Raw genomic sequence first — 26,098 nt, 5'->3', positions numbered from 1 at the left:
GATGTCGCGGGCACCATTGTCCCGCATATGTGACAGCGGGAAGTCAAGGCGCGCGATTTGTCAGAACTGGCGGCGCGCGCGAAGCATCCACACACGCGGCGTGTTCAGCCACGAGACGTTGCCGAGTGAGGCATCGACCGTCGTCTCATTCAGGCAATTCTCGCACTCAACGCTCACCCGCCAGAAATTGTCGTCGGTCCGCAGCGCGATCCCCGCATTCACCAGAAGCTGCGATTTGGACCGCGATCCGGTGAGGAAATCGCCGCCGTAGGGGTTGGCGGGATAGATGGTACCGCTGACGCCGGTCTCGCTGCCGGTATAGAGTGAGGCGTTAGCCGCTCCCGTTTCCATCGCTGAACGATAGGTCACGTCCACCGAAGGCGTGACGATCGAGCCCGAGACCGGCGGCAGCCAGATGTCCCACGCTGCGCCCGCGGAGAATGTCCATTTGGGCGCGCGGACCGGGTCAGCGATGTCTCCGGCGGCCGTGACGATGCCGCTGCCGCACGAGAGCGCATTGTCCGGCCCCGATGCGCCGGCGATCAATCCTGCCGCAAGTTCCGCACCGCAAGCTGCCTGCTGGGCACGAACCGCGCTGCCCGCTTTGTATTTCGCGTCCTGCCAGCCGGCAGCGGCGCGAACCGTGACATTGGTGAGCGGCACAGCCGCGATTTCCAGCTCGATGCCTTTGTTGCGGAAGCCTGCGGTGCCGACATAATCGAAACCGCCATCCACGATCTGCGCGTCGCTGCCGTCCGCGTAAAAGCCGGTGAGATCAATCGCGAGGCGGCGCTCGAACCACGCGGATTTCAGGCCTGCCTCATAGCTCCAGATCGATTCCGCCGCATAGGGACGGATCGTGGCGGTGGTCGCGCCGTGCTCGCTCCATCCCGCCGAACGGTATCCGCGTGTCGCGGATACGAAGAGCATGGCATTCTCGTTCGCCTTGAAGCTGGCGGCGAAGCGCGGTGACCAGAAGCTGTCGCTGATCTTCGCGGGCACGCCTGCGGTGACGAGTGCGTCCTCCAAACAGCCGCCCGGAAGCACGGCGCAGCCCGCGCGATTGTCGGTCAGGCCAAAGCGCAGATCCTCGTCGCTGTAGCGCAGCCCGCCGGTCAGCGTCAGCGCATCGGTGACGTTCACGTCCACCTGCGCGTAGGCGGATTTCGATTTCGTCTCGGTCGCCACGCGTCGGTCGGCGAGAAGGCTCGCGATACTGTCGGTCGATGTGAAGATGTCGGCAAGGTCGCTCTGGCCGTCCTCCTCGGCATAGGAAACGCCCGCAACGTAATTCACGAAGCCGCCCGCGAGCGTACCGCTCAGGCGCAGTTCCTGCGAGAATTGCTTGAAATGCGTGTCGCCGAGGATCGTGTAGCCGCCGTAAACATCGCCGCGCGCGGCGGGCACGGGGTCCGCGATCGTCGGCGCGTCACGCCCGTCGCGAAGGTCGATGCCGTGCTGCCGCTTGGTATCGACATAGCCGGTGATCGCCTCGAAGGTGGCGGCTTCGCTCGGCATCCATGCGATGCGCGAGGTCGCGAGATAGGTCTTGGCCGAATTGCCCAGGCCGAAGCTCGCCTTGCGCCCGCTCACGCCGATCGGTCCGAAATGGTTCGGGCCGACCGTCTCGGCATAGCCCGTCGAAGCAAAGCGGCCCTTGCAGTCGGCGGGGGCGGCGGGGTCGCATTCGAAATCGGGCGCGTAGAGCGCCGTGCTCTCCATGCGCGCGATCGATCCCGTCCACGTCAGCGTGTCGGAGAGTTTTGCGTGCGCGGCGGCGCGCAGGCCCCAGCCGTCGTCCTCGTTCAGCCGGTCGCCCGTGGTGGAGTTCCGCACATAGCCGTTCGATTTGCGCCAGTATCCCGAAAGGCCGAGCGAGAAGCGCTCGCCGATCGGCACGTCGAGCCCTGCGCGGAACTGGTAGGTGCCGAAACGCCCGTAGGCGCCGTCGACATAGCCGCTCGTCCGGTCGCCCGACGTGCGGTTCAGGATGTGGAGCACGCCGCCGCTCGTGTCGCGGCCGTAAAGTGGCCCCTGCGGCCCGCGCAGCAGTTCGATGCGGTCGATATCGAAGAAGCCGTAATTCGTGGCCGCGCCGCGTCCGACGTATACGCCGTCGATCACCGTGGCGACGCCGTCCCGTCCGCGGATCACATAATCATTGTCGCTGCCGAAACCGGGCACATGCGCCGCGATCGTGTTCGGAATGCCGCGCAGGGCATCGAGCGGCTCGTCGATGCCGCGTGCCTCGATCTCGCCCGAAAGCAGTGCCGAGACGGCTAGCGGAACCGTTTCGATCGGCTGGGGGCGAAGCTGCGCGCCGACGACGATGTCGGGAAGCACAGGCTTTGCCGCCTCCTCGGCTGCCATTGCAGGCGCCGCCGCGACAGCGATTGCGGCAACGGCGCAGCTTCGATGCAACAGCGAACGTCCTGACATACGCGACCTTTCCCGGAAACAAGACCCCGCCTCTTGCCTTCCCGCGCCGCGCTTCGCAAGCGGTGTGCGATGAGGGTCGGCGCTAGTCGATGATATCGACCGCGCGTAGAACCGTCTTTGCAGAGCCGATGAGGTCGATGCCCTTGGTGCAGCCGGTGAAGCCGCCCGGCCCCACGGCAGAGCAGCTCATGATACCGCCAGCATCAACCGCGCGCCCGTGCAGCTTTTCGCGCTCGGCCGCGACATTCGCGGCGCGTGCGGCGCGGCTGCCGGGGTCGGCCTCGCGAAACGGCACGCGATAGACGCTGTCGCGCCGTGCACACACGATGATCTCGCCGCGTGCCGCCGCTTCGCGGCACGGGCGTTCGGCGCGCGTGGCCTCGCGGTAGACTGCCATCGCGTCCGGCGTTTCGGCGGCGGCGGCAAGAAGGAGCAGGGCGGCCAGCATCAGGCGTCGGTCCGGCCGTCGGTGAGCAGTTCGGTCGTGCGCTTGCGGAAAACGCCGGCGATCTTCTCGCCGAACATGCCGAGCAGGCCGGGGAGCGCGAGCTCAATGCTGACCCGGTCTTCGGCCACGTCGAGGTTCGCGGTCGTCACCTGTCCCAGCGCCGTCACCTCGATCACCAGCCGGTCGCCCTGCCATGTCTTGCCGATGCGCGAGGCGAACGGCATCGCCCGGTCGAGATCGCCGAGCCCCTTGTCCATGCGGCGGCGGGCCTCGTCGCGGCCGAGGCGGTGCGGAATGTCGAAGCAGACAGGCTGTGCCATGCGTCAAGTCTAGCGCACTGTCTTGATCGCGCAAGACAGTCAGGCGTGGCGCCGGATCCGGTACACGGTTGCGGGCGGCAGGTTGCGCCACACGCGGCCCGCCGGCTCGGCAACGAGGCCGAGCGCGGCGAGGCTGCCACGCCCGAGCGGTGCGCGCGGGCCGTAGGTGAACTGATAGAGCGCACCATCCTCCATAAGCCGGGCGAAGATCGCCTCCAGGATACGCCGCCTGAGCGTGGGGGGGAAATTGAGAAGCGGCAGGCCGCTGACGGCGTCGGCATAGCGCCGGTCGGCAAGCGGGCCGCCCTCGCCCAGCACGTCCTCCGCGCGGCCCTCCACGATCTCGACTTCCGGAAACCGCGCCCGCAGCAGCGCCGCGAAGACAGGATCGGCCTCCACCGCGGTCAGCGCCTCGGCCGGCACCCCGCGTGCGATGAGCGCCGCGGTGAACACGCCGGTCCCCGCGCCGACCTCCAGCACCGCGCCGCGCGCCGGGTCGATGCCCGAAACGATGCGCCGCGCGAGCGCGGGCCCGCTCGGCGCCACCGCGCCCACCATCCGGGCGTTGCGCAGGCGTCCAAGGAAGCGCAGCGCGTCTTCCGATTCGCTCTGTATCCGGCGCCGGGACTGGCGGATGCGCTCGGCGACCGAAGGCTCGGAATCCATCAGAACCCGCCGCCCACTTCGATCAGCTCGATGAGTTCGCCCGCCGCTCCGCGCGTGCAGGCGGTGCGGCGCCCGGCATAGAGCGGCCCGTCCAGCGCCTCCGGCGGCGCGATCAGCGGCGCGCGGATCGCGTCGAGCGAACGCACTGCGAAGCTCACCATGGCGTTTCCGGGCGGCAGGTAGCCGAGCAGCTGCTTGCGCTCCGTCGTTCCGGGCGGGAACTGGTCGATCTCGCACACCGGCATGCGTCCCACGCTGATCACCGTCGCCTCGCTCTCCGTCTCGGGCGGAAGCCCGAAGGCGGTGTTGATGATGGGATAGGGTAGCCGGAATGTGCCGCCTTCCGAAAACCCCAATGCGTCGACATGGAAGCGCACGGCGGCGGCACGATCGGCGGCAGCGAGCATGGCGACCATGATGCGGTCGACATCGGCGACCGCGCGCGGGAATTCGAGGTCGCGCAGCGTGTCGGTCACGGCGTTGAAGAACAGCACTTCGCCCGCGCGTCCGGTCGCTTCGATGGGCGTCCAGCCGTTGCCGTCCGGTGCGCGCTCGGGCGGGGTCAGGGTGCGGATGCTACTGCCGCGCAGCCGGTCGTGGAGCGAGGGGACGTCGCGCACGGTAAGCTCATAGCCGACCCAGCCGTATGTCCGCATCGGCAGGTACGCGAGCACGGCGGGCTGCTCGACGAGCCGGATGAACGCGGTGTCGCCGCCGCCGGGCGGGGCGAGCAGCGCCGTGCGTGCGCCGAGCGTCTTGATGGCGCCCCAGCCGTTCGCCAGCTCGATCGGCACCTTGCCCGTTTCGATACATTGATAGCCGAGAAGGATCGTCCAGTCGGCAAGCGAACCCTGGAAATCGGGCACGGAGAGCGTGCCGCACTTGATGCGGCCGTGCGTATCGAACATGTCACCCCGACGTTTGCCGACCTGCTGCCGACTTTTTTCTGCTTTTGACCCCTGCACGTTCCCGTGCAAGCTTTGTTTTTACAATCATCTGGCTTGATTCGCGCGCGGCATGAACGCTTGCCCCCAATATGGATTTTTTCGCGATTCGGTCCGCGCGCCGCTGGTCGCCGGTTTCGCCGTGTTGTGGGGCTGGCTTGCCGTTGCGCCGAGTTATCGGGAGGACTGGCTGCTTGAAAACCTGCTGGTCTTCGCGGGTCTGCCGATCTTCGTGTGGCTCGACCGCCGCGTCGGCTTCTCGCGCCTCTCGACGCTGGCGGTGTTCCTGTTCCTCGCCGCGCATGTCTACGGCGCGCACTACACCTATTCCGAAGCGCCTTTCGGCTTCTGGCTGAAAGAGCTCGGCGGCACGGTCCGCAATCCCTACGACCGGCTCGTACACCTTCTCTTCGGTCTGCTGCTTGCTCTGCCCATGCGGGAAACCGTGGCGCACTTTGGTGCGGCGGGCCGGGTATGGACCCATCTGTCGGCCTGGATGTGGATCGCGGCGCTCTCCACGATCTACGAACTGCTCGAATGGGCGGCGATGCTTGTCGTGGCGCCCGATCTCGGTCTTGCGTTCATGGGCACGCAGGGCGATGTCTTCGATGCGCACAAGGACAGCGCGCTCGCTGTGGCGGGGGCAGCGCTCGCGCTCGCCGCGCACTTTCTTTTCGGGAGACGAACATGAAAAGCCTCGCAGCCCTGCTGCTCCTGGCCGCCTCACCCGCGTTTGCGGGGGTCGAGGGCGTCTACCGTCTCGAAGGCGTTCGCGAGGCCGCTTCGGGCCTCGAACTCACCGCCGATGGTCGCTTCCGCTACGGCCTTACCTACGGTGCGCTCGACGAGGTGGGGGAGGGCCGCTGGGTGCGCGACGGCAACCGCATCCTGCTCACCACCGAGCCCGAATGGAAGTCGCCCGTCTTCGAGCCGGTCTCGGCGACGCGCAGTGCAGAGTTTCCGCTCCGCGTGCAGGTGACGGGGCCGGACGGTTCGCCGATGAGCTGGCCCGTGGACGTGATCCTGACGCTCGCGGAAGGCCAGGAGGTTCAGGGCTATACGCAGTCCTACGGCTACATGCCGAGCCTCGGGGAAGGGATTCGCGTTACGTCGCTCCGGCTCGGGCTCGGCGTTTTCGATTTCCTGTCGGCGCCGTTCCCGGTCGATCTCGCTGGGGCGAACGATCTCACCTTCCGCCTCGTTCCGAACAGCCTCGGCCAGCCCCCGTTCAAGGACCAGCCGCTCGTCGTCGAAGGCGATGATCTGGTGATGCTGCGCGGCAACGGGCGCCTCACCTACCGCAAGCAGTCCGAATAGGCGCCTATTCGCTGTCCATGATGGTCTTGAGCGCGGCCGGTTTCAGGATGCGGAGGCCGCGGCGGCCTTCGGTGGCGATCACACCCGCGTCCTTCAGCTTGCCGAGTTCGCGGCTCACCGTCTCGATGGTAAGGCCGAGCACGTCCGCCATTTCGGTGCGGGTCAGCGGAAGCTGGATCAACTGGCCGACGCCGAGGTCGGCGCCGCAGCCCGTTTGCGCCATGCGCCGGTCGATATCGATGAGCAGCCCCGCGAGCCGCGCGCTCGCGCTCTTGCGGCCCAGGAACAGCAGCCAGCGGCGGCTGCGTTCAAGCTCGCTCAGCGTGCGTTCGAGCAGCTGACGTTCAAGCTGCATGTTCTCCGCCATCATGCGCTCGAACGGCGCGCGCGCGAAGATGCACACCTCGGCTTCGGTCAGCGCGGTGATGTCGTGGTCCACCGTGTCGGCGTAGGGTCGCCCGATGAAGTCGGCAGGGTAAAGCAGCCCGACGGTCTGCGCGTCGCCCGAAGGGGTGAGCGAGCTGAGCTTCAGCACACCGCCCAGCACGTTCGCGCACAGGATGTTGTCATCGCCCTCGAACTGCAGCGACTCGCCCGCGGCAAGCTTGCGCCTGCGCCCCAGGCGCGACATTTCCGTCAGCGCGGCGTCATCGAGCGTGCCGCACAGCGACCGGTCGCGAACAACGCAATCTTCGCAAACTTTGGTCAACCACCGCTCCATGTGCCGGACTTGATTCCGGTCAATGTCCGCTTCTGCTCACGTCTTTAGCATTATTTTGAATTATACTGCCATACTTGCGGCTCACCTGCGACCGATTGACCGAACGGACAAGCTATTTGCGGCCAGGCGTTCAGGGCCGGACACGCGCGCGCTGCGGTACGCGCACATTGCAGAGGTCGATGAATCCCGGCTCGTGCACGAACCAGCCGTCGCGCGTGCGGTGCGCGCGGGTGTCCACATAGCGCGCGAACGAAGCGCTGTCGGTGCGCATGATCTCGATGTCGAGGCGCTCGCCTGCGGGCACGTCGCTGCCCAATCGGATGCGCGTGATGGGTACGCGCTCGGCCGCCGTTTCGTAAAAGCCGAGCGCTCCGCTGCCGCGCTTCAGGCTGGAAAGCGCCTCGACGCCCGAAATCGCGCGGCCGACGATCGTGACGTTGCGGTCGAGGTGACGCGGCGCGTGGCCGATCACGACATAAAGCTCGCTGCCGTTGCCGCTATCCGCAGCCTCCGCGCGCCCGACGCCGAGCGCGGCGTAGCAGTGCGTCGCCCAGACCGCGCCGTCCTTGCGCGTCGCCGCGAAGCCGTTCACGAATCCGGGCTCGCCGAAGCCGTCCGGGCCGGGAATCGCCGTGAAGGCTGTGCCCGCCGCCGGGATGCCGAATTCGGGGGCAAGCGTCGCGGGGATGCCCTGCTTGCGCTGCTTAGCGGGGTCTTCCGCGTCCGGGTCGCCCCACTGAACCACGTAATTGTCCTGCGCGCGGTTGATGCTGAGCCCGTCGAAGAAACCCTCGCGCACCAGCGTCCGGATATTGCGGACGGTGTTCGGCGCCAGCTCTGGCGCCAGCTCGAACACCACCGTGCTCCCGCCCACGTCCATGTAGAGCGTGTTCTCCGGGACAAGTTGCCGCCATTCCTCCTGCCGAGAGGCGTCGATCACCCCCTGCGACGAGAGCGGCGCAAAGCCTGCGAGCAGGCAGGCGAGAGGGATAAAAGCCTTCATGTCCGTCCTTCCGGATGCAGGGCGAGCAGCGCGAAACTGCACAGCCAGTGGGAGCCCATGTAGTCCTCCTCAATGTGCGGCAGGCTCGCGGCGAGGTGCCGCGCCGCCGCGTCGGCATCGCCGAGTTCGCGCCAGCCCCACGCGCGTGTGAAGTTGAAGCCGTCGAGGTGGACGAGCTTTCCGTCGCTGCGGTCGAGCACGGCGGCGGGGCGAAGCAGCGTCGCCGGTTCGCCCATGCCAAGGCGCGGCAGGAAAGCCGCGAGCCAGCGTTCAAACGCGTCGCCGGGGAGCGCGCGTTTCATGCACATCGCTTCGACCATCGTCGAAGAGAGGAATTCGTCGCCGCCCGGCTCCCACGCCGGGCAATCGCGATCCGTCCCGAAATAGGTTCCCGCCCGCTCACGGATCAGTGCCGCCATCGCCGCGTCGTGCGTGTCCGCCCACTCCAGCGCAAGAATGAAGGCAAATGCCGTGTTCGCGTGCGTGCCGCTGCGGATCGGGTAGAGCTGCTTCGGGAAATAGCTCTTGAAACGCGACGCGAACACCTCGGCGAGCGGCGCCAGCGCCGCGCCCCAGCGCTTGTCCGCATGGCGCGCGGCCTCGCCGTGCAGTGCGAACAGCCATGCCCAGCCGTACGGCCGTTCGAAGCCCGCCGACGAGGGCCGCTCCAGATACGCGATCTCACCCGCGACGTTCGCCGCTGCCAGCGCCGCGTCCGCCCGCGCGGCGATCTCCCGGCTCTCGGGCAGATCGGGAAAAAGTCGCCGGATCGTCAGCAGCAGCCACCAGCTATGCACGCAGCTATGCCAGTCGTAGCTGCCGTAGAAGATCGGATGCAGCGCGCGCGGCCCCAGCGCGTCGGCGGGGCCGTCGAGCACATGGTCCATCTTGTTCGGATATTCCTGCCCCACGTGGCCAAGCGCGATGCGCGCGAAGCGGGCGGCGAGAGGAGGGTCAAGACTCATCGGAACGCGAAGATATAGATGATGACGAGGTTCACGGCGAGCAGCGGCAGCGCCGTCGCGATCTGTGCGCGGATCACGCCGTTCCTATTCTTGAGTTCCAGAAGCGCGGCGGGCACGATGTTGAAGTTCGCCGCCATCGGCGTCATCAGCGTGCCGCAGAAGCCCGCGAGCATCCCAACCGCGCCGATCACCGCGGGGTTGCCGCCCATGCCGTGGATCAGCACCGGCACGCCGATCGCCGCCGCCATGACGGGGAAGGCGGCAAAGGCGTTTCCCATGATCATCGTGAAGCCGGCCATGCCGAACGCATACACCGCGACCGCTGCAAACCGGCTGCCATCTGGGATCAGCGCGCCCGCGATCTCGCCCACCACCTCGCCGACGCCCGCCAGCGCGAACACCGCGCCGAGCGCCGCAAGCATCTGCGGCAGTACCGCCGCCCAGCCCACCGAATCGATCAGGCGCCGCCCTTCCTCAAGCGGCGCGCGCAGCGGCGGCTTCAGCCAGAGCATGGAGACGGCAAGCGCGAGCACGACCCCGATGCCGAGCGACAGCAGCGTCACCTGCTTCGGGTCAAAGAGCGGTTCGCCGCCCACGCTGATCGCCTTGAACGCCGCGGTGCCGACGAGCGCCGCAACCGGAATGACGAGCGCTGGAAGGAACAGCCGGTTGCCGAGCTTTGCCGAAAGCGCCGTCCGTTCTTCCGGACTCGTCGACTTCGCCGAACCGCTGCCGAGCGCGCCTGCGCCCGCGAGCGCGACGAGGCCGAGCACCAGCACGCCGTTGCCGAGATCGCCGAGTTGATCGCCTGCGAGGAAGCTGAGCGACAGCAGGCCCCAGAATGCAGCATTCCCCAGCCGCTTGGCATTGCTGCGGTCGCGCAGGCTGCCGAGCGCGAAGGCTGCGAATATAAGTCCGGCGAACGTGTAGAGCGCGGGAAGCCCGATCATCGTGCGCCCAGCCGCCGGTCGAGCAGGATCAGCCGCGCCCCGTGGATGAGGAGCGCCGCGATCGCGGTCGGGATCGCCCAGACCGAGAGTTCGAGCGGCGCGAGGATGATACCGTAGGTTTCGAACGTGCCCTTGATGAGCAGGATCGAAGCGATCGCGATGAAGATGTCCTCGCCGAAAAACAGCCCGACGTTGTCGGTCGCCGCCGCCATCGCCTTCACCTCCTCGCGAGTCTCCGCATCGCCCCCGCCCTGCACTTCCGCCGCCGCCTCCGCCATCGGCGCGACGAGCGGCCGCACGGTCTGCGCGTGTCCGGCGATCGAGGTCAGCCCGAGCGCGGCGGCGATCTGGCGGACGATCAGATAGATGATCAGCAGGCGGCCCACGGTCGCGCCCTTCAGGCCCGCGATCAGCGTCCGCGCGCGCTGCTGCAATCCGTAGCGCTCAAGCAGCCCGATCACCGGCAGCACGATCCACACCACGCTTACATAGCGATTGTCGTTGAACGCCTTGCCGAACGCGGAAACCACCGCGACCGGGTCGAGACCGGCGGCGATGCCCGTCGCGAGCGCCGCGATCGCGACGACGAGCAGGGGATTGAGCCGGGCCATGAAGCCGAGCACGATGATGGCGATTCCAGACAGCACGAGCACGACACGAGACCCCCCACTCAAAGCGTCTTTACATCGCGCCTCGCGAGTCTAGCATCGGAAAAAACGACCTGTGGGGAAGAGTTTAATGACGCTTCATCTCGCGATCGTCGGTTCGGGTCCGGCAGGTTACTATACAGCGGAAGCCGCCCAGAAGCTCAACAGCGGCGATGTGCGTATCGACATCATCGACCGGCTGCCCACGCCCTTCGGACTGATCCGCGCGGGCGTCGCGCCCGATCACCAGTCGATCAAGGCGGTGTCGCGTCGCTACGAGAAGACGGCGCTGTCGGACAATGTCCGCTTCGTCGGCAACGTGCCGGTGGGCGACGGCGGCATCTCCGTCGCCGAACTCCTCGGGCTCTACGACGCCGTGGTGCTGGCGACCGGTGCGCCGACCGATCGCCCGCTCGGCATCCCGGGCGAGGATCTGCCGGGCGTGCTCGGCTCCGCCGCGTTCGTCGGCTGGTACAACGGGCACCCCGATTTCGTCGATCTGGCGCCGCCGCTCGAAAGCGAGACGGTCGTCGTCATCGGCAACGGCAATGTCGCGATCGACTGCGCCCGCATCCTTGCGAAGCTGCCGGAGGAATTCGAAGGCGCCGACATCGTCCAGCACGCCGTCGATGCGCTCGGCACATCGCAGGTGGAGCGGATCCGCATCATCGGCCGCCGCGGCCCGCATCAGGTGAGCTTCACGCCCAAGGAGGTCGGTGAGATGGGCGAGCTTGCTCGCGCCTCTCCGGTCGTCGATCCGGCGGTGTTCCCGCCCGTCGAGGAAGACGAAGCGCTCGAGCCGGGTCTCCGCAAAGTAGTCACCACCCTGCGCGCCTTCGCCGCCACCGCCCCCGACCCGAACAAGCCCGTCCGCGTCTACTTCGACTACTTCCTCCGCCCGGTCGAGGCGCTGGGCGAGGGCAGGGTGGAAGCGCTCCGCCTCGAACGCACCCGCCTCGTCGAAGGCCGCGCCGAAGGCACCGGAGAGATGATCGACATCCCCTGCGGCATGGTGGTCAGCTGCATCGGCTACCGCACGCTTCCGATCTCGGGCGTGCCCTACGACGAGCGCGGCGGCCGCTTCGTGAACGACGAAGGCCGCATATCGCCCGGCCTTTACTGCGTCGGCTGGGCGCGGCGCGGCCCCACCGGCACGATCGGCACGAACCGGCCCGACGGCTACGCCATCGCCGACCTGATCGCGGCGGAGGTAACGGCCTCGGACAAGATGGGCCGCGCTGGTCTCGATGCGCTCGCGGCCGAAAAGGGCATCGACATCGTCACATTCCGGGATTGGCAGAAGATCGACGCCGCCGAGGTGGCGCGGGCGCGCGGCGGCGCCCCGCGCGAGAAATTCGTGGCAGTCGACGAGATGATATCGGCGGCACGAAGCTGAGGCTTGCGGGGTGCAAACCTCGCCGCTATAAGCCGCCGTCCGCTGTCCCGAGGGCTTCCGCCCACAGCGGTCATCGCTTGCGCGTCGGGGAGTAGCTCAGCCTGGTAGAGCACTGTCTTCGGGAGGCAGGGGCCGGAGGTTCGAATCCTCTCTCCCCGACCACGCGCAGTATGGTTTCCGAAAATAACGGATTGCAGCCAGACGAAAAAGGGCGACCCCCGGAAGGGGCCGCCCCGATTTTCGTTCGCTTGCCGAGGGTCAGCGACGGCGGCGTAGCGCTCCGATGCCGGCGAGGCCGAGTCCGAGCAGGCCAAGCATTCCCGGCACCGAAACGATATGCACCATCAAGCCGCTGGAAACTGCGTTTCCACCATCGAAGAGCGCGAGGCCCAGTCATCGTGGAGCTTCGTGAGCTCGGGCCGCGTGCGCTTCCAATCGAGTACGGGATGGCGGAAGTCGATATATTCGAGTGCGATCACGGAGAGCATCTCGGCGTAGCGGCGATAGGCGGGCGCGGCGTCTAGCATCGCAGGGAGCGCGTCGAGCGCGCGCTCGATCTTGCCGCGCCAGCGGCCCTGCCAGAAGATGGAGCGCTCGCCCGGCTGGCGCTGCGTTTCCATGCGCCACGCAACGGCGGCGTCGAGGATCGCATCGATATGCGCGGCGAGCGTCATTGCTGCCCAACGCTTCGGGTCGCCGGGGGCGGGATAGAGGTCGCCCGCGTCTCTCAGGCTCGCGAGGTAGGCGAGGATGACGCGGCTGTCGTGCACCGACGTACCGTCGTCGGTGATGAGCGCGGGGATCTTGGAAACAGGGTTCACGGAGACGAGATCGTCGGGGTCGTCGAGCGGATTGACCGGCACCTCGTCGACCGCATCCTCAAGGTCGAGTTCGCGGACGAACACGCGCACCTTGCGCGCATAGGGCGAGGTGTAGGACATATAGAGCTTCATGCATGATTCCCTGAACAATTTCGCGCACGCTAGCCGCGCGGTGCCGGCAAGGAAAGTCGAACCATGAGCCGCGCCGACGACCTCGCGTTCGCGCGCCGGCTTGCCGATGCGGCGGGCGAAGCGATCCGCCCGTGGTTCCGCGCCCGCGTCGAGGTCGAGACGAAGGGCGACGCCTCGCCCGTCACGGTGGCGGACCGCGCGGCGGAAACCGCGATGCGCGCGCTCATCGAAGCCGAGCGCCCCGGCGACGGCATTGTCGGTGAGGAGTTCGGTGCTTCGAATCCCGGCGCGTCGCGTGTCTGGGTACTCGATCCCATCGACGGTACGCGCAGCTTCATCGCCGGGCGCCCGATCTTCGGTACGCTTGTCGCGCTTCTCGAAGAGGGCCGCCCTGTGCTCGGCATCATCGATCAGCCGATCGGGCGAGATCGCTGGATGGGCGCGGAGGGCGAGGCGACCACGCTGAACGGCACGCCCGTCACCACGCGTCGCTGTCCCGCGCTGTCGATGGCGCTCATCGCCTCCACCGGTCCGCAGTATTTCCACGCGGCTGAGCGTGCGCGCTTCGAGGCGCTCGCTGCGGCAGCCGGACAACTCGTCTACGGTGGGGATTGCTACAACTACGGCCTTGTCGCGGCGGGCCACATCGACGTCGTCGTCGAGGCGAACCTCAAGCTCCACGATTTCGCCGCGCTCGCCCCCATCGTGATCGGTGCGGGTGGCTCGATGACGGACTGGGAAGGCCGTCCCCTCGACCGAAACAGCAACGGCAGCGTCATCGCGCTGGGCGACCCATCGCTGCTTCCCGAAGTGTCGCGGCGCCTTCTGGGTTAGCTGTCCGACTTTGTCTTCTCGGCAGCCTTGTCTGCCGCCCGCACCGCCGCGCCGCTCGCCCCAGCCAGCACTGGCGCGCAGTCCGTGTCGTCCTCGTCGCCGAGGTCAATGAACGCGACAAGCGCGGCGAGCGGTGAGATCAGCGCCCCCAAGATGCCGCCTACCGCCGCGCGGCTCGCCAGTTCGCCCGAGATCGGGTTTACTGTCGGCGCCGCGAACCAACCGCCGACGCTGATCGGCGACTGGCCGGAAAATAGGCTGGGGTTCTTGGCATCGGCCTCCACCGCGAGGTTGAGGCTTTCGTCCTTGAAGCTGATGTGCCCGCCGCCGCGGATCACATTCTTGCGCGTATCGATGAAGATGGGATCGGCGCGTCCCACTCCGTCTTTCACCGTGAAGGCAATGAGCCCGCAGCGGATGCGCGCAGGTTCCTTCAGCTTGTCGCCGAGCGCGGCTTCCACGAAGTCGCCAATGTCGAGTTCGAGAAGCTCCGCATTGCGAATCCAGAAATCGCCCTGCGGCAGGACCACCGCGATGCGTCCGCTCGCCGATCCCAGCGATTCGCGCACGTCGTTGCCGTATCCGGTTAGATCCAGCCGGCCTTTCAGAACACCATTCGTTCCGGTGCTTTCGACATCGAAGCCGCGCAGCAGCTCGGCGATGCGGACGGGGGTCAGGCTGATGTCATAGCGCGTCACCACCGGCGACCGGCGGGCGTTGAGGTTGATATTCCCGGTCAGCGTGCCGCCCGCGAAATCGAACTGCACCGGTTTCAGCGTCAACAGCCGGTTATCGAGCCCGAGCGAGAGGCGAAGGTTTTGCAGCGGGATGGTGCCCGTGCGGACGTTCGCGGCGCGGTACGCGATGCGTGCGTCGAACCGGCTCAGCCCTTCGGCGTTCAGCGGCGCGTTCGGCAGCACGCGGGGCCGCCCGCCCTCAGTGGTGATCGCGCCCTTGCCGCCCATGCTCTCCAACCGTTCGGGCGGTATGCCGATCCAGGGGCCCGCATCCAGAATGTCGAGCGCGCGGCTCGCGAGGTCTGCCGCGATGAACAGTCGTTTGCCGCCGGTCCGCACGGTCATGCTGCCGGAAAGGTCGCTCTCGCCGAACGTTCCTGCGATCTTGGTCATGCGCCATTCGTTGCCCACGGGCCGCAGCTCGCCGCCCAGATCGAAGCGTCGCGTTTCGGGCACGGCGACGCCGAGCAGCAGGAAGGGCGTTGCAAGATTGCTGCCCTGGGCGCGGAGGTTCAGCACTGCGCCGTCCAGTTCCGTCGCGCCCGGCAGCATTCCCGCGACGTCGATGCGGCTGTCGCCCACGTCGATCCGCGCCGTCAGATCGTTGCGCCCGCCTCCCGCCGTGGCGTCCGGGCTCTCGAGGCGGCCCGTCACGCGGAACGCCTCGCCCATCGAGGTGCCGCCGCCCTTGAAGCCGATCGCCTCCCCGAACCGGCTCGAGCGCGCCGCGATTGGCGCAAAGGCGAGATCGGCGATCAGCCGCCGCGGCGGGTCACGATAGGCGAGCGTCGCGCCGGTGATGGCCGCGCGTCGGATTTCGGGAAGCCGGAAGGGCTCGCCGCGTGTTTCGCCGAAGGTCCAGCTGTTGCGCGCGCCCGCCTTGTCCCATTCCAGCGCGAAATGCGTATCTTCCAGCGTGGCTTGCCGGAACAGCATCTTGCCAAAGATCAGCCGCAGGATGTCGATCCGCAGGTCGATCAGCTTCGAATCGACAAAGCGCTCGCCTTCGGTCCAGTCCGGATTGTCGATAACCAGTCTTTCGGCGCGGAATTTGATGTGCGGGTTCGAATAAAGCTGGAAATCGCCGCCCACGCGCACCTCGCGCCCGACGATGCCGGTTGCGATCCGCTCGAAGGGGCGTTCGAGGAAGCGCCCCTTGGTGATGAACAAGACCAGCCATAGCAGGAACAGAATGCCGATCACCCACGCTACAACTTTCAGGGCGAGTTTCACCGGACCGGGAAACCGGTCCCATGTGTCGCGGCCGGATCGGCCCCAGGTCCGACCCCTTGTGCGGATGGACGACGTCTGCATGAGGGGGCTAACGTGCGGCGATGATCTCGCGTTCCCCTAGGCACACTCTTGCCGCCGCGGCAATCGGCACGCCGACCGGCGACATGCTCTGCGTCTGGGGCGCGGACGGCCGCGTGCGTGCGCTCGAATGGGCCGACAAGGACGATCGTTTTCAAACGTTGCTCGCCCGCTATCAGGGCGCGGATGTGGTGCTCGAAATGCAGGAAGCGGCGCCCGCGGTCGTGTCCCGTGCGCTCGCGGCCTACTTCGCGGGCGATTTCGCGGCGGCGGCAGGCGTCGAGGTCGATCCGGGCGGCACGGCGTTCCAGAAGGAGGCCTGGGCGGCGCTCAGGCGTATCCCGCCAGGCGAAACCCGTACCTATGCGGAGCAGGCCGCCGCCATCGGACGTCCGGCCGCCGTTCGGGCGGTCGGCGCGGCGAACGGCGCGAACCCCGTGGCGATCATCGTGCCCTGCCACCGCGTGATCGGTGCGGACGGCTCGCTCACCGGCTTCGGCGGCGGCATCGAACGCAAACGCTGGCTGCTCGCGCACGAAGGCGCGGCGGTGGCAGCCGTGCAGCCAGGGCTATTCGGATAGGCTCAGCCCTGCCGTGAAAGCGCCAGTTTCAGCCCGAACGCGATGAAGACGCCGCCGGTCAGCCGGTCCATCGTCTTTACAACGCGCGGCCGCGCAAGGAACCGGCCGAGCGGCACGGTCGCGGCGATCAGCACGGCGAACCACAAGGTGCCGAGCACGACATGCACGCCTGCAAGAAGGAACGAATACCCCGCGGGATCGACCCCGGTCGGGATGAACTGCGGCAGGAAGGTGATGTAGAAAACGCCGATCTTCGGGTTGAGAAGATTCGTGACGAGCCCCCGCGTGAAGGCCTCGCCCGCGCTGCCGTCGGTCGAGGCACTGCCCACGGCAAGCGCGCTGCGCGGTTTCAGGAGCAGGCCGACGCCGAGATAAAGAAGATACGCCGCGCCGGCCCATTTTACGATCATGAAGGCGGTTTCCGAGGCCGCAAGCAGTGCGCCGAGGCCGAGCGAGACGGCGCCGCCCCAGATCAGGCAGCCAAGCCCGATGCCGAGCGCTGCGAACGCCGCGCTGCGTGGACCGGTGGTGGCACTCCGCAGCACCATCGCCGTATCGACGCCGGGCGTCAGTGTCAGCACGGTCGCGGCGGCGGTGAAGGCGATCAGGGATTGCATGATGGTCATGCCGCGCATCTAGCGCGATTGACGATCCACGGGAATCGTTCCGTTGCGGCCTATTGGCCGGGAAATGGCTCGACGTGGATTTCGGCTGTGCGTCCGATGTAAAGCGCGCGGCGGCCGGAGAAGGATACGATGTAGCCCGCGCACCCGGCGGCAAGGCAGGTTCGGGCCGTGGTCTTCTGATGATCGTTCATCGTGTCTTCGTGGTGTTGAGTCGTTGCCGAGGTCATTCGGACACGCCTTTCTGCAAGCAGGTTTCGATCCTGTCATGCCTTTGCCGAACACGCAGGCTGCTCTTGCCCTTCTCGCGTGTCCCCGCTATAGCGCGCGCTTCGAAAACGTGACCGCCCGGCCAGTGTGGGCTGCCGAGGCGGTCTTATAGCGTTTCAAGGAGACGGAAATGCCCAAGCTCAAGACGAAGAGCGGCGTCAAGAAGCGGTTGAAGATCACCGCGACTGGCAAGCTCAAGCATGGTGTCGCCGGAAAGCGCCACCGGCTCATCAGCCATAATTCCAAGTATATCCGCCAAAACCGCGGCACCGACGTGCTGGCCGACTGCGAGACCAAGAAGGTCTTGAAGCAGTGGGCGCCTTACGGCCTGAAATAGGAGGATAACGCATGGCACGTGTCAAACGCGGCGTCACCACGCACGCCAAGCACAAGAAGATCCTGAAGGCAGCCAAGGGCTATTTCGGCCGCCGGAAGAACACCATCCGCATCGCGCGTCAGGCGGTCGAAAAGGCCGGCCAGTACGCTTATCGCGACCGGAAGGTGAAGAAGCGGAATTTCCGCGCACTCTGGATTCAGCGCATCAACGCCGCTGTCCGCGAAGAAGGCCTCACCTATGGCCGGTTCATGCACGGCCTGAAGCTGGCCGGCGTCGAGCTGGACCGCAAAGTGCTCGCCGATCTCGCCGTCCACGAGGGCGACGCGTTTAAGGTCATCGTCAAGCAGGCAGAAGCTGCGCTCGCGAAGGCCGCGTAACAAACGCGAACCAAAGCAATGGTAAGGCGCGGCGCTGCTTACGGCAGCGGCCGCGCCTTTTTCTTTTGAAAACCGGGGTTCAATGATGTCCGACCTTTCCGCCGAGCAGGGCGAGTGGCTCGCTAAAATCGCCGCCGCACCCGATGCCGCCGCCGTCGAGGCGCTGCGCGTCGCGGCACTCGGCAAATCGGGGGCGATCACGCAGAAGCTGAAGGCGCTGGGCGGCATGGACCCGGAAGCCCGGAAAGTCGCGGGCGCGGCGCTGAACGTGCTGCGCGAGGCGGTTTCGGACGCGCTTTCCGCGCGGAAAGCGGAGCTTGAGGCTGTCGAACTCGATGCCAAGCTCGCCGCCGAGGCGGTGGACGTCACGCTTCCCGTCGAGCCCGCCCGGTTTGGCACCGTGCATCCGGTCAGCCAAGTGATGGACGAACTTGCCGAAATCTTCGCCGATCTCGGCTTCGCGGTCGCGACCGGCCCGGAGATCGAGGACGACTGGCACAATTTCACCGCGCTCAATATCCCGGAATCGCACCCGGCGCGCGCGATGCACGATACGTTCTACTTCCCCGAACAGCTCGCGAAGGAAGGCCGCCGCTTCCTGCTGCGCACGCACACATCGCCCGTGCAGATCCGCACGATGATGAGCGAGCAGCCGCCGATCCGCATCATCGCGCCGGGCCGTGTCTACCGTTCGGATTCGGACGCCACGCACACGCCGATGTTCCACCAGCTCGAGGGGCTGGTAATCGACCGGAACATCCACATGGGGCACCTCAAGTGGACGCTGGAAACATTCATCAAGGCCTTCTTCGAGGTCGATGACGTGACGCTGCGCTTCCGCCCCAGCTACTTCCCGTTCACCGAACCCTCGGCTGAGGTCGATGTCGGCTGCTCTTGGGAAGGCGGCACGCTCAAGATCGGCGGTGAGGCCTCGTGGCTCGAAATCCTCGGTTCCGGCATGGTGCATCCGCGCGTCATCGCGGCGTGCGGGCTCGATCCCGCCGAATGGCAGGGCTTCGCTTTCGGGGCGGGGATCGACCGTCTGGCGATGCTCAAATACGGCATGACCGACCTTCGCGCCTTCTTCGACGGCGATGTGCGCTGGCTGAAGCACTACGGCTTCTCGCCCCTCGCCGTACCCACGCTTTCGGGAGGAGTCGGCGCATGAAGTTCACGCTTTCGTGGCTGAAGGACCACCTCGACACCGCCGCCACGCTAGACGAGATCGTGCTTGGCCTCACCCGCGTCGGGCTCGAGGTTGAAGGCGTCGATAACCCCGCGGATCGCCTCGCGCCGTTCCGCGTCGCGAAGGTGCTGGAAGCCGCGCCGCATCCGCAGGCCGACAAGCTCCAGGTCCTGAAGGTGGATACCGGCGCGGGCGAGCCCCTGCAGGTCGTCTGCGGCGCGCCCAATGCGCGCGCGGGCCTCTACGGCGTGTTCGCGGCGCCCGGTACGCACGTTCCCGGCATCGACGTGACCTTGAAGGTCGCTGCCATCCGCGGCGTCGAATCGCACGGCATGATGTGTTCGGAGCGCGAGCTTGAGCTTTCGGACGCACACACCGGCATCATCGACCTTCCCGGCGCGCCCGCAGTCGGCACGCCCTTTGCGCAAGTGCTCGGCCTCGATGATCCCGTTATCGAGGTCGCCGTCACGCCGAACCGGCAGGATTGCATGGGCGTGCGCGGCATTGCGCGCGACCTCGCCGCGCTCGGCCTCGGCACGCTGAAGCCGGGCACGGTCGAAGCCATCGAAGGTGGCTACGATTGCCCGATCGAAATCCGCACCGACGATCCCGAAGGCTGCCCTGCCTTCTTCGGCCGAGTCGTGCGCGGCGTGAAGAACGGCCCGTCCCCCGACTGGCTGCAGCGCCGCCTCACCGCGATCGGCCTGCGTCCGATCTCGGCGCTCGTCGACATCACCAACTTCATCACCTTCGATCGCGGCCGGCCCTTGCACGTCTACGATCTTGCGAAGCTCTCCGGCGCCATCGTCGCCCGCCGCGCGGCTGAAGGCGAGAGCGTGGTTGCACTCAACGGCAAGACCTACGCGCTCGATCCCGAAATGACCGTGATCGCCGACGACCGTGAGGTTCACGACATCGCGGGCATCATGGGCGGCGAGCATTCGGGTGTCGAGACCGAGACGACCGATATCCTCATCGAGTGCGCCTACTTCGAACCGGCGCGCATCGGCCAGACCGGCCGCGCCCTCGGCCTCACCTCGGATGCCCGCGCCCGCTTCGAACGCGGTGTCGACCCGGCCTTCCTAGAAGGCGGGCTCCAGCTCGCCACCCGCATGGTCCTCGACCTGTGCGGCGGTGATCCCAGCCGCGAACTCCGCGCGGGCCAGCCGCCCGAGGTCGCTCCCAAGGTGGACTACACGCCGGACCTCACCGAGCGCCTGACCGGCGTCGCGGTCGATCCGGCGAAGCAGGCAGAAATCCTCGCCGCCCTCGGCTTCGCGGTCGAGACCGGGGACACTTGGCGCGTCACCGCCCCGTCGTGGCGCCGCGATGTGGACGGCGCCGCCGACATCGTCGAGGAGGTCGTCCGCATCTCCGGCTTCGACGCGATTCCCTCAACACCGCTGCCGCGCGCCGAGGGCGTCGCGAAGCCCACGGCAACGCCCGCCCAGCTTACCGAGCGTACCTTCCGCCGTGCCGCCGCCGCGCGTGGTCTCGACGAGGCCGTGACGTGGAGCTTCATTGCGCCGCAGGAGGCCGAGCGCTTCGGCGGCGGCGTATTCATGCTGGAAAACCCGATCTCGGCCGACCTCGCGGTCATGCGGCCCTCGCTGCTCCCCGGCCTCATCGCCGCCGCACAGCGCAACAGCGATCGCGGCGCGGCCGCGATCCGTCTGTTCGAACTTGGCCGCCGCTATCTCGGCGAAGGCGAGCGGCTCACACTTGGCATCGTGCTGGCAGGCGCGAAGCAGGAGAAGGACTGGCGTGAAGGTGCGGCGAAGGGCTTTGACGTCTTCGACGCCAAGGCCGAGGTGCTGGCGCTGCTCGCCGCCGCCGGTGCGCCCGTGGAACGTGCCCAGGCCTTCACGGGTGCGAGCGCATGGTATCATCCGGGCCGCTCAGCGAAGCTCGGTCTTGGCCCCAAAACGATCCTTGCCGAGTTCGGTGAGCTTCACCCGCGCCTTGCCCGTGCCTTCGATCTTCAAGGCCGCGTCGCCGTCGCAGAGATCTTCCTCGACGCCATCCCTGCACCGCGCGGCAAGCGCAGCCGGCCCGTGTTCGCGCCGCCTGCGCTGCAGGCGGTGACGCGCGATTTCGCATTCGTTGCCGACAAAGCGCTTGCGGCGGACGCGCTGCTGCGCGCGGTGCAAAAGGCCGAGCCGAAGCGCATCGTGGCGGTTCGTCTGTTCGACCTGTTCGAAGGCGCAGGCATCGAACCGGGAAAACGCTCGCTCGCCGTGCGCGTAACGCTGCAGCCCGACGAGCGCAGCTTCACCGAAGAGGAACTCTCCGCGATTGCCGGTAAGATCGTCGCGTCGGCGCGCGCGGCTGGTGCCGAGCTTCGCGAATAGGCGTATCCGTTTCGCGGGTACCGGCCCACGGTGGAGGCCGGATTTGCGCGCTTTTTTGCCGTCCTCGCAGGGCATCTGGTAGCTTTTCTTAAGGTTCAGTCGGTAACCATGCCGACATGTCCCTGTCGCGCGCCCTCGAGCCGATCACGGCGCTTGCGCAAAAGCGCAAGCCTTTGCTGTGGCTGATGCTCGTGTCGGGCCTCATGGGGATTGCGGCTTTCATGGAACCGGCGGACCTTGCGCTTCTGACGCTGCGCAACAAGATCCGCGCCCAGCCGGTGAGCGGGGAGGTGGTCGTTGTCGGCATTGATGACGAGTCGATCGCGGCGAAGGGCCCCTGGCCGTGGAACCGTGCGCGCCTTGCCGCGCTGACCGATCGGCTCTTTGCGTCCGGTGCCGACCGGGTGTTCTTCGATCTTTATCTGCCGCCGCTCGATCCGGAGGGAGACCGCGCGTTTGCGAAGGTCATAGACCGGCATCCGGGCGCCGTGTTCCTGGCCAGCACGAACGATTACAGCGCCGATGGAAAGACGCGAGTCCTTGAGCCGTCGAGCCTTGGCGACACCGCCGAGGTGGTCTCGACGATGAAATTCCTGCGCTACTGGAACGGCATACCCGATCTTGCCTATCGGCAGGTGATCGGAGACCGGGTGCGCAGGTCGATGGAGACGGCGATCGCTGGCGTGGATGGGCCGCTGGGCGAGCGGTTTCCGGTCGACTATTCCTACACACTGGCATCGATCCCCTATGCGAGTGCGGCCGATGTTCTCGCCGGGCAGTCGGAACTCGACATCAAAGGCCGTACGGTCGTGGTGGGGCTCAATTCGAAAACGCTTTCGACACGCCTCGCGGTGCCGGGGCAGGGGCACGCCACGAGCGTTTTCGTCACGGTTCTCGGCGCGGAAACGTTGAAGGTCGGCCGGCCGACGGTTCTCGGCTGGTGGCCGCTGTGGCTCCTGGCTGCCGCTGTGTCCGCAGTGCTGCTTTACGGCAGCAATCGGTTCAAATGGATGCTCGGCGTGCCGGGCCTCGCCGCGCTTCTCATGCTGCCACTGGTCCTCGAACACGCGCACGTGTTCGTCGAAGTGGCGCCCGCGCTGTTGCTGGCCGGCGGCTCGCTCGTCGCCTTCGCGTGGCGGCAGGTGCTCGAACGTCGGCGAGAGCTTGGTCTCGTGCATCCCGTTTCGGGTCTCCCCACCGTCAACGCGATGCTACGCCGCGAGGATCTCGTCTCGTCGGAGCTTTTGGTCGCCGCGCGCGTGCGCCGCTTTGCGGACATCGTCAGCACGCTGCCCCCCGATTTCGAACACGAACTTACCAAGCTCATCGCTGCGCGCCTGTCGATCGGTACGACCGGGGCGCAGCTCTGGCATGGCGACGACGGCAATTTCGTTTGGCTCACCAACGCTTCGGAACTTGAACTGGTCGTGGACCAGTTCAAGGCGATGCAACTCATCTTCCGCAGCCCCATCAAAGTCGCCGAGCGCAGCTATGATGTGGATGTTGCCTTCGGGATCGACCGCGAAACCGCGCTGCCGATGTCGCACCGCCTCGCCAGTGCCCTTGCCGCCGCGCACGCGGCCAGCGAGGAAGGCGTCTGCTGGATGGTGCACGACCCGGCGACGGCGAAGGCCAAGGAATGGAAGTTGTCGCTGCTCGGTGAACTCGATGATGCGCTCGAAGCGGGCCACATCTGGGTTGCCTATCAGCCGCAGCTCGATCTCCGAACGGCGATGATCACCGGCGCAGAAGCGCTGGTGCGCTGGACACATCCGGTGCGGGGCCCCATCAGCCCGATGGATTTCGTGGAGGTTGCCGAGCGCAATGGCCGAATCGGCAAGGTCACAGCCTTCGTGCTCGATCGTGCCGGTGCCGTGACGCGCGATGTTTTGCGCCGCAATCCGGCGTTCCGGATGTCGGTCAACCTGTCGCCGAGCGAACTCTCGTCCCGCATGATCGTGGATGTCGTTCGGTCCATGCTCGCACGCTATCAGATCCCTGCGGATGCTCTCGTCCTCGAAATTACGGAGACGGCTGCAATCGCTGAGGGGGAAGCTGCGCTCGCAACACTCAACGAGCTTCGTGCGCTTGGCATCGGCATCGCCATCGATGATTACGGCACGGGCATGTCGACGCTGGAGTATCTGCGCAAGATTCCGGCGACCGAACTCAAGATCGATCGCCGTTTCACCAACGCACTTCTGAACGGTCCGGCCGATCGTGCAGTGATGGTGTCGACCGTCGAGCTTGCGCATATCCTGGGGCTGGAGGTCGTCGCGGAAGGGATCGAAACGCCCGAGCAGCTGTTTGCGCTCGCGCAGATTCACTGCGATCGCGGTCAGGGCTACCACATCGCCAGGCCGATGGAGGATGCCGACCTCAAGGAGATGATCGACTATCCCGCCAAGGTTAAGGCGAGTGGTTAATCTTAGCGGTTAATGCTTGTAAACCGTATTCGTTAAGCATAAATACCGGCATGGCAGGTTGCCATCACTGTGATGCCGGGGAACAAAAATGCGTACGAATGCAACTCGTAAGCCGACTCAGCCCGCGAAGGGTTTCTGGGACTGGCTGTTCGGCGGCAGCTACCTCTAGGCGCTGTGGCCACGGAGCGGCATTGCTGCCGCTCTCAACACGAAAAAGCCCCCGACTCGGGGGCTTTTTTATTACCGATGATCCGCCTGGTTCTGTCTGAGGGCGTATGCGTTGCAGACACGCTGGTAGAGGGATAGGTTGTGGACATGACAGACGCAGAACCGCCGCCGGCTCGCCGCCGTGCGATGAAGCCGCAGTCGCTGGAGCTTGGCGGGCGCCGGCTCCACCCCTCTACGCTCATGATGGGTTACGGCTACGACCCGACGCTGTCTGAGGGTGCGCTGAAGCCGCCGATCTTTCTGACCTCCACCTACGTTTTCGAAAGCGCAGCGGACGGCAAGCGGTTCTTCGAAGGTATCATCGGGCGGCGTCCCGGTGGTGCGGAGGGCCTGGTCTACGGCCGGTTCAATGGTCCCGATCAGGAGATCCTGGAGGACCGGCTCGCGCTGTGGGAAGGCGCGGAAGATGCGCTCGTTTTCTCGACCGGCATGTCGGCCATTACCACGGCGCTAATGGCCTATGTGCGGCCGGGCGACATTATCGTCCACTCCGCGCCGCTCTATGCCGCGACTGAAAAGCTGATCGATGCCGTGATCGGCAAGTTCTCGGTCGGCTGGATGGATTTTCGAGCGTCGGCTAGCCGCGAGGCGATTGAGGAGACGCTCCGCGCTGCGAAGGCGAAGGGGCGCGTCTCGGTGATCTATCTCGAAAGTCCAGCGAACCCCACGAACGATCTCGTCGATATCGAGGCGGTTGCTGCCGCACGGGATGCGGTGTTCGCGGAGGGCGAGACGCCGATCATCATGTGTGACAACACGTTTCTCGGCCCCGTCTTTCAGGCGCCGACGCGGCACGGCGCGGATATCTCGCTCTACTCGCTCACCAAGTATGTTGGCGGGCATTCCGATCTGGTGGGCGGGGCGTGCATCGGGACTAAGGCCGCGCTCGCGCCGATCCTAGCGCTGCGCAATACCATCGGGACGATCACGGATCCGCACACGTCGTGGATGCTGCTGCGCAGCCTTGAGACGGTGCAGCTTCGGATGGAGCGGGCGGAGGCGAATGCGCGGACGCTTTGCGCCTTCTTGCGCGATCATCCGAAGATCGAGCGGGTTGGGTATCTCGGGTTCCTCGAGCCGGGGAGTGCGCAGCGGGACATATACGACCGGCACTGTACGGGGTCGGGTTCGACCTTCTCGGTGATCGTGAAGGGCGGGGAGGCGGAGGCGTTTCGGTTGCTCGACAATCTGACGCTGGTGAAGCTGGCTGTCTCGCTCGGCGGGACGGAGAGCTTGGCGAGTCATCCGGCGGCGATGACGCATCTGTCGGTGCCTGACGCGCGGAAGGCGGAGCTGGGGATTAGTGACAATCTGGTTCGGGTGTCGATCGGGGTTGAGCATGTAGACGATCTAGTCGCGGACTTCAGGCAAGCGCTGGAGGCTGTTTGAGTAACCTAATACAGTATTCCGTTTTCGACATGGACAGGACGATCACGCGGGGCGGTTCCTATTCGCCCTGGCTGATCTACTGGGCGTGGCACGAGGCGCCGTGGCGGCTGCTGTTCCTGCCGGTGTCGCTGCTGGCGGGCGGGGCCTACGTCGCGGGTTTCGTCAGCCGGGGGCGGCTCAAAGAGATCAACCACCGGCTGCTGATGGGCCGGTGCGTGCCGATGGACCGGATCGCGCCGCGCGCCGAGGGCTTCGCGCGCTGGATGGTGCCGGGGCGCACGTTCCGGGGCGCGCAGGCGCGGATCGACGCGGAGAAGGCGGAAGGCCGCACCGTGGTGATCGCGACGGCATCCTATGCGTTTTATGTGCACGACATCGCGGCGCGGCTGGGCGTCGAGCACGTGGTCGGCACCAAATCCCGCCGCGACGCTTCGGGCGCGGTGCTGGCGAGGCTGGACGGCGAAAACTGCTACGACGGCGCGAAGCGCGACATGGTGACGGCTGCGCTGCCGCCGCGCGAGACGCTGCACGTGCGCTTCTTTTCAGACCACCACAGCGACGCGCCGATGTTCGAATGGGCGGACGAAGGCTTTGCGATCAACCCCACCCCGAAACTGCGCGCGCTTGCGGAGGTGCGCGGCTGGCAGGTGATCGAATGGGAGTAGGGCGGGCCTGAAAC

General features: G+C 66.6%; 26 protein-coding genes and 1 tRNA gene. 13 read left to right on the top strand and 14 right to left on the bottom strand.

Annotated features, from left to right (window positions below; all coding sequences use genetic code 11):
- Window positions 1–60: 60 nt before the first annotated feature.
- The 5 genes from H2052_RS08915 to H2052_RS08895 form a co-directional block, all read right to left on the bottom strand.
- Window positions 61–2,439: a TonB-dependent receptor gene (locus H2052_RS08915; protein ID WP_293780402.1), complete on the bottom strand. Its 2,379-nt coding sequence runs from the start codon at window positions 2,437–2,439 to the stop codon at window positions 61–63.
- An 82-nt stretch (window positions 2,440–2,521) separates the two neighbouring features.
- Window positions 2,522–2,887, bottom strand: a complete 366-nt coding sequence (locus tag H2052_RS08910; RefSeq protein ID WP_293780400.1) for a hypothetical protein — start codon at window positions 2,885–2,887, stop codon at window positions 2,522–2,524.
- A complete protein-coding gene (locus tag H2052_RS08905) occupies window positions 2,887–3,207 on the bottom strand; it encodes a polyhydroxyalkanoic acid system family protein (RefSeq protein WP_293780398.1) in 321 nt (106 codons plus the stop codon). The genes H2052_RS08910 and H2052_RS08905 overlap by 1 nt, the downstream gene beginning before the upstream one ends.
- A 39-nt stretch (window positions 3,208–3,246) precedes the next feature.
- Complete coding sequence (locus H2052_RS08900; RefSeq protein WP_293780396.1) at window positions 3,247–3,873, bottom strand: methyltransferase domain-containing protein; 627 nt, start codon at window positions 3,871–3,873, stop codon at window positions 3,247–3,249.
- On the bottom strand, window positions 3,873–4,781 hold the full coding sequence (locus H2052_RS08895) for a hypothetical protein (RefSeq protein ID WP_293780393.1): 909 nt from the start codon (window positions 4,779–4,781) through the stop codon (window positions 3,873–3,875). The genes H2052_RS08900 and H2052_RS08895 overlap by 1 nt, the downstream gene beginning before the upstream one ends.
- 109 nt (window positions 4,782–4,890) lie before the next feature.
- On the opposite strand from H2052_RS08895, the gene H2052_RS08890 reads away from it, so the two are divergent.
- Together H2052_RS08890 and H2052_RS08885 are read left to right on the top strand one after the other, a co-directional pair.
- A complete protein-coding gene (locus H2052_RS08890) occupies window positions 4,891–5,508 on the top strand; it encodes a DUF2238 domain-containing protein (RefSeq protein WP_293780390.1) in 618 nt (205 codons plus the stop codon).
- Complete coding sequence (locus H2052_RS08885) at window positions 5,505–6,134, top strand: hypothetical protein (protein ID WP_293780387.1); 630 nt, start codon at window positions 5,505–5,507, stop codon at window positions 6,132–6,134. Before H2052_RS08890 ends, H2052_RS08885 begins: the two co-directional genes overlap by 4 nt.
- Before the next feature lie 4 nt (window positions 6,135–6,138).
- Here H2052_RS08885 and H2052_RS08880 read toward each other — a convergent pair whose 3' ends face one another.
- The 5 genes from H2052_RS08880 to H2052_RS08860 form a co-directional block, all read right to left on the bottom strand.
- Window positions 6,139–6,843 (bottom strand): Crp/Fnr family transcriptional regulator, encoded by a 705-nt coding sequence (locus H2052_RS08880; protein ID WP_293780384.1) that lies wholly within the window; start codon window positions 6,841–6,843, stop codon window positions 6,139–6,141.
- 142 nt (window positions 6,844–6,985) lie between these two features.
- Window positions 6,986–7,858: a peptidylprolyl isomerase gene (locus H2052_RS08875; RefSeq protein WP_293780381.1), complete on the bottom strand. Its 873-nt coding sequence runs from the start codon at window positions 7,856–7,858 to the stop codon at window positions 6,986–6,988.
- Window positions 7,855–8,823, bottom strand: coding sequence for a DUF2891 domain-containing protein (locus tag H2052_RS08870; protein WP_293780378.1), 969 nt, complete (start codon window positions 8,821–8,823; stop codon window positions 7,855–7,857). Before H2052_RS08870 ends, H2052_RS08875 begins: the two co-directional genes overlap by 4 nt.
- Window positions 8,820–9,773, bottom strand: coding sequence for a DUF979 domain-containing protein (locus tag H2052_RS08865; RefSeq protein ID WP_293780375.1), 954 nt, complete (start codon window positions 9,771–9,773; stop codon window positions 8,820–8,822). The genes H2052_RS08870 and H2052_RS08865 overlap by 4 nt, the downstream gene beginning before the upstream one ends.
- A complete protein-coding gene (locus tag H2052_RS08860) occupies window positions 9,770–10,426 on the bottom strand; it encodes a DUF969 domain-containing protein (RefSeq protein WP_293780373.1) in 657 nt (218 codons plus the stop codon). The genes H2052_RS08865 and H2052_RS08860 overlap by 4 nt, the downstream gene beginning before the upstream one ends.
- A gap of 85 nt (window positions 10,427–10,511) precedes the next feature.
- On the opposite strand from H2052_RS08860, the gene H2052_RS08855 reads away from it, so the two are divergent.
- Window positions 10,512–11,816 carry an FAD-dependent oxidoreductase gene (locus tag H2052_RS08855; RefSeq protein WP_293780370.1) on the top strand — a complete coding sequence of 435 codons (1,305 nt, stop codon included), beginning with the start codon at window positions 10,512–10,514 and terminating at the stop codon, window positions 11,814–11,816.
- Window positions 11,817–11,901: 85 nt separating this feature from the next.
- Window positions 11,902–11,978, top strand: a tRNA-Pro gene (locus H2052_RS08850).
- A 182-nt stretch (window positions 11,979–12,160) separates the two neighbouring features.
- On the opposite strand, the gene H2052_RS08845 is transcribed toward H2052_RS08850, so the two are convergent.
- A complete protein-coding gene (locus H2052_RS08845) occupies window positions 12,161–12,769 on the bottom strand; it encodes a glutathione S-transferase N-terminal domain-containing protein (protein WP_293780367.1) in 609 nt (202 codons plus the stop codon).
- 63 nt (window positions 12,770–12,832) lie between these two features.
- Here H2052_RS08845 and hisN point away from each other — a divergent pair, with 63 nt between their 5' ends.
- Window positions 12,833–13,603, top strand: coding sequence for a histidinol-phosphatase (hisN, locus tag H2052_RS08840; protein ID WP_293780364.1), 771 nt, complete (start codon window positions 12,833–12,835; stop codon window positions 13,601–13,603).
- Here the strand turns inward: hisN and H2052_RS08835 are convergent.
- Window positions 13,600–15,543, bottom strand: coding sequence for an AsmA family protein (locus tag H2052_RS08835; RefSeq protein ID WP_293780361.1), 1,944 nt, complete (start codon window positions 15,541–15,543; stop codon window positions 13,600–13,602). The genes hisN and H2052_RS08835 overlap by 4 nt on opposite strands.
- A 131-nt stretch (window positions 15,544–15,674) precedes the next feature.
- Here H2052_RS08835 and H2052_RS08830 point away from each other — a divergent pair, with 131 nt between their 5' ends.
- Window positions 15,675–16,232 (top strand): methylated-DNA--[protein]-cysteine S-methyltransferase, encoded by a 558-nt coding sequence (locus H2052_RS08830; protein WP_293780358.1) that lies wholly within the window; start codon window positions 15,675–15,677, stop codon window positions 16,230–16,232.
- Between the two features lie 2 nt (window positions 16,233–16,234).
- Here the strand turns inward: H2052_RS08830 and H2052_RS08825 are convergent, their stop codons facing one another.
- Together H2052_RS08825 and H2052_RS08820 are read right to left on the bottom strand one after the other, a co-directional pair.
- Complete coding sequence (locus H2052_RS08825) at window positions 16,235–16,858, bottom strand: LysE family translocator (RefSeq protein WP_293780355.1); 624 nt, start codon at window positions 16,856–16,858, stop codon at window positions 16,235–16,237.
- A gap of 50 nt (window positions 16,859–16,908) precedes the next feature.
- Window positions 16,909–17,085 carry a hypothetical protein gene (locus H2052_RS08820; RefSeq protein ID WP_293780352.1) on the bottom strand — a complete coding sequence of 59 codons (177 nt, stop codon included), beginning with the start codon at window positions 17,083–17,085 and terminating at the stop codon, window positions 16,909–16,911.
- Window positions 17,086–17,255: 170 nt separating this feature from the next.
- Here H2052_RS08820 and rpmI point away from each other — a divergent pair, with 170 nt between their 5' ends.
- From rpmI to H2052_RS08785, 7 genes are all read left to right on the top strand, one after another.
- Window positions 17,256–17,462, top strand: a complete 207-nt coding sequence (gene rpmI / locus H2052_RS08815) for a 50S ribosomal protein L35 (protein WP_121050721.1) — start codon at window positions 17,256–17,258, stop codon at window positions 17,460–17,462.
- Between the two features lie 11 nt (window positions 17,463–17,473).
- Complete coding sequence (gene rplT / locus H2052_RS08810) at window positions 17,474–17,839, top strand: 50S ribosomal protein L20 (protein ID WP_293780343.1); 366 nt, start codon at window positions 17,474–17,476, stop codon at window positions 17,837–17,839.
- Between the two features lie 85 nt (window positions 17,840–17,924).
- A complete protein-coding gene (gene pheS, locus H2052_RS08805) occupies window positions 17,925–19,007 on the top strand; it encodes a phenylalanine--tRNA ligase subunit alpha (protein WP_293780340.1) in 1,083 nt (360 codons plus the stop codon).
- Window positions 19,004–21,376, top strand: a complete 2,373-nt coding sequence (gene pheT, locus H2052_RS08800; protein ID WP_293780337.1) for a phenylalanine--tRNA ligase subunit beta — start codon at window positions 19,004–19,006, stop codon at window positions 21,374–21,376. The genes pheS and pheT overlap by 4 nt, the downstream gene beginning before the upstream one ends.
- A 116-nt stretch (window positions 21,377–21,492) precedes the next feature.
- On the top strand, window positions 21,493–23,802 hold the full coding sequence (locus H2052_RS08795) for an EAL domain-containing protein (protein WP_293780334.1): 2,310 nt from the start codon (window positions 21,493–21,495) through the stop codon (window positions 23,800–23,802).
- Between the two features lie 315 nt (window positions 23,803–24,117).
- Complete coding sequence (locus tag H2052_RS08790; RefSeq protein ID WP_293780331.1) at window positions 24,118–25,419, top strand: cystathionine gamma-synthase family protein; 1,302 nt, start codon at window positions 24,118–24,120, stop codon at window positions 25,417–25,419.
- Window positions 25,416–26,084 (top strand): haloacid dehalogenase-like hydrolase, encoded by a 669-nt coding sequence (locus tag H2052_RS08785; RefSeq protein ID WP_293780328.1) that lies wholly within the window; start codon window positions 25,416–25,418, stop codon window positions 26,082–26,084. The genes H2052_RS08790 and H2052_RS08785 overlap by 4 nt, the downstream gene beginning before the upstream one ends.
- The last annotated feature ends 14 nt before the right edge of the window (window positions 26,085–26,098 follow it).

The sequence above is a fragment of the Sphingosinicella sp. genome, assembly GCF_013911755.1.
GTDB lineage: Bacteria > Pseudomonadota > Alphaproteobacteria > Sphingomonadales > Sphingomonadaceae > Sphingosinicella.
Note: the sequence above shows the minus strand (reverse complement) of the source record. Positions and strands in the feature narration are given on the sequence as shown.

Bases quoted from the DNA above. Each gene is read 5' to 3' on its own strand.
- rpmI (WP_121050721.1), top strand. From the start codon at position 17,256: ATGCCCAAGCTCAAGACGAAGAGCGGCGTCAAGAAGCGGTTGAAGATC.
- H2052_RS08865 (WP_293780375.1), bottom strand. From the start codon at position 9,773: ATGATCGGGCTTCCCGCGCTCTACACGTTCGCCGGACTTATATTCGCA.
- H2052_RS08915 (WP_293780402.1), bottom strand. From the start codon at position 2,439: ATGTCAGGACGTTCGCTGTTGCATCGAAGCTGCGCCGTTGCCGCAATC.
- H2052_RS08790 (WP_293780331.1), top strand. From the start codon at position 24,118: ATGACAGACGCAGAACCGCCGCCGGCTCGCCGCCGTGCGATGAAGCCG.
- H2052_RS08910 (WP_293780400.1), bottom strand. From the start codon at position 2,887: ATGCTGGCCGCCCTGCTCCTTCTTGCCGCCGCCGCCGAAACGCCGGAC.
- H2052_RS08900 (WP_293780396.1), bottom strand. From the start codon at position 3,873: ATGGATTCCGAGCCTTCGGTCGCCGAGCGCATCCGCCAGTCCCGGCGC.
- H2052_RS08795 (WP_293780334.1), top strand. From the start codon at position 21,493: ATGTCCCTGTCGCGCGCCCTCGAGCCGATCACGGCGCTTGCGCAAAAG.
- H2052_RS08870 (WP_293780378.1), bottom strand. From the start codon at position 8,823: ATGAGTCTTGACCCTCCTCTCGCCGCCCGCTTCGCGCGCATCGCGCTT.
- H2052_RS08820 (WP_293780352.1), bottom strand. From the start codon at position 17,085: ATGACCTCGGCAACGACTCAACACCACGAAGACACGATGAACGATCAT.
- H2052_RS08855 (WP_293780370.1), top strand. From the start codon at position 10,512: ATGACGCTTCATCTCGCGATCGTCGGTTCGGGTCCGGCAGGTTACTAT.
- rplT (WP_293780343.1), top strand. From the start codon at position 17,474: ATGGCACGTGTCAAACGCGGCGTCACCACGCACGCCAAGCACAAGAAG.
- pheT (WP_293780337.1), top strand. From the start codon at position 19,004: ATGAAGTTCACGCTTTCGTGGCTGAAGGACCACCTCGACACCGCCGCC.
- H2052_RS08905 (WP_293780398.1), bottom strand. From the start codon at position 3,207: ATGGCACAGCCTGTCTGCTTCGACATTCCGCACCGCCTCGGCCGCGAC.
- H2052_RS08890 (WP_293780390.1), top strand. From the start codon at position 4,891: ATGAACGCTTGCCCCCAATATGGATTTTTTCGCGATTCGGTCCGCGCG.
- H2052_RS08845 (WP_293780367.1), bottom strand. From the start codon at position 12,769: ATGAAGCTCTATATGTCCTACACCTCGCCCTATGCGCGCAAGGTGCGC.
- H2052_RS08830 (WP_293780358.1), top strand. From the start codon at position 15,675: ATGATCTCGCGTTCCCCTAGGCACACTCTTGCCGCCGCGGCAATCGGC.
- hisN (WP_293780364.1), top strand. From the start codon at position 12,833: ATGAGCCGCGCCGACGACCTCGCGTTCGCGCGCCGGCTTGCCGATGCG.
- pheS (WP_293780340.1), top strand. From the start codon at position 17,925: ATGTCCGACCTTTCCGCCGAGCAGGGCGAGTGGCTCGCTAAAATCGCC.
- H2052_RS08825 (WP_293780355.1), bottom strand. From the start codon at position 16,858: ATGACCATCATGCAATCCCTGATCGCCTTCACCGCCGCCGCGACCGTG.
- H2052_RS08895 (WP_293780393.1), bottom strand. From the start codon at position 4,781: ATGTTCGATACGCACGGCCGCATCAAGTGCGGCACGCTCTCCGTGCCC.
- H2052_RS08885 (WP_293780387.1), top strand. From the start codon at position 5,505: ATGAAAAGCCTCGCAGCCCTGCTGCTCCTGGCCGCCTCACCCGCGTTT.
- H2052_RS08875 (WP_293780381.1), bottom strand. From the start codon at position 7,858: ATGAAGGCTTTTATCCCTCTCGCCTGCCTGCTCGCAGGCTTTGCGCCG.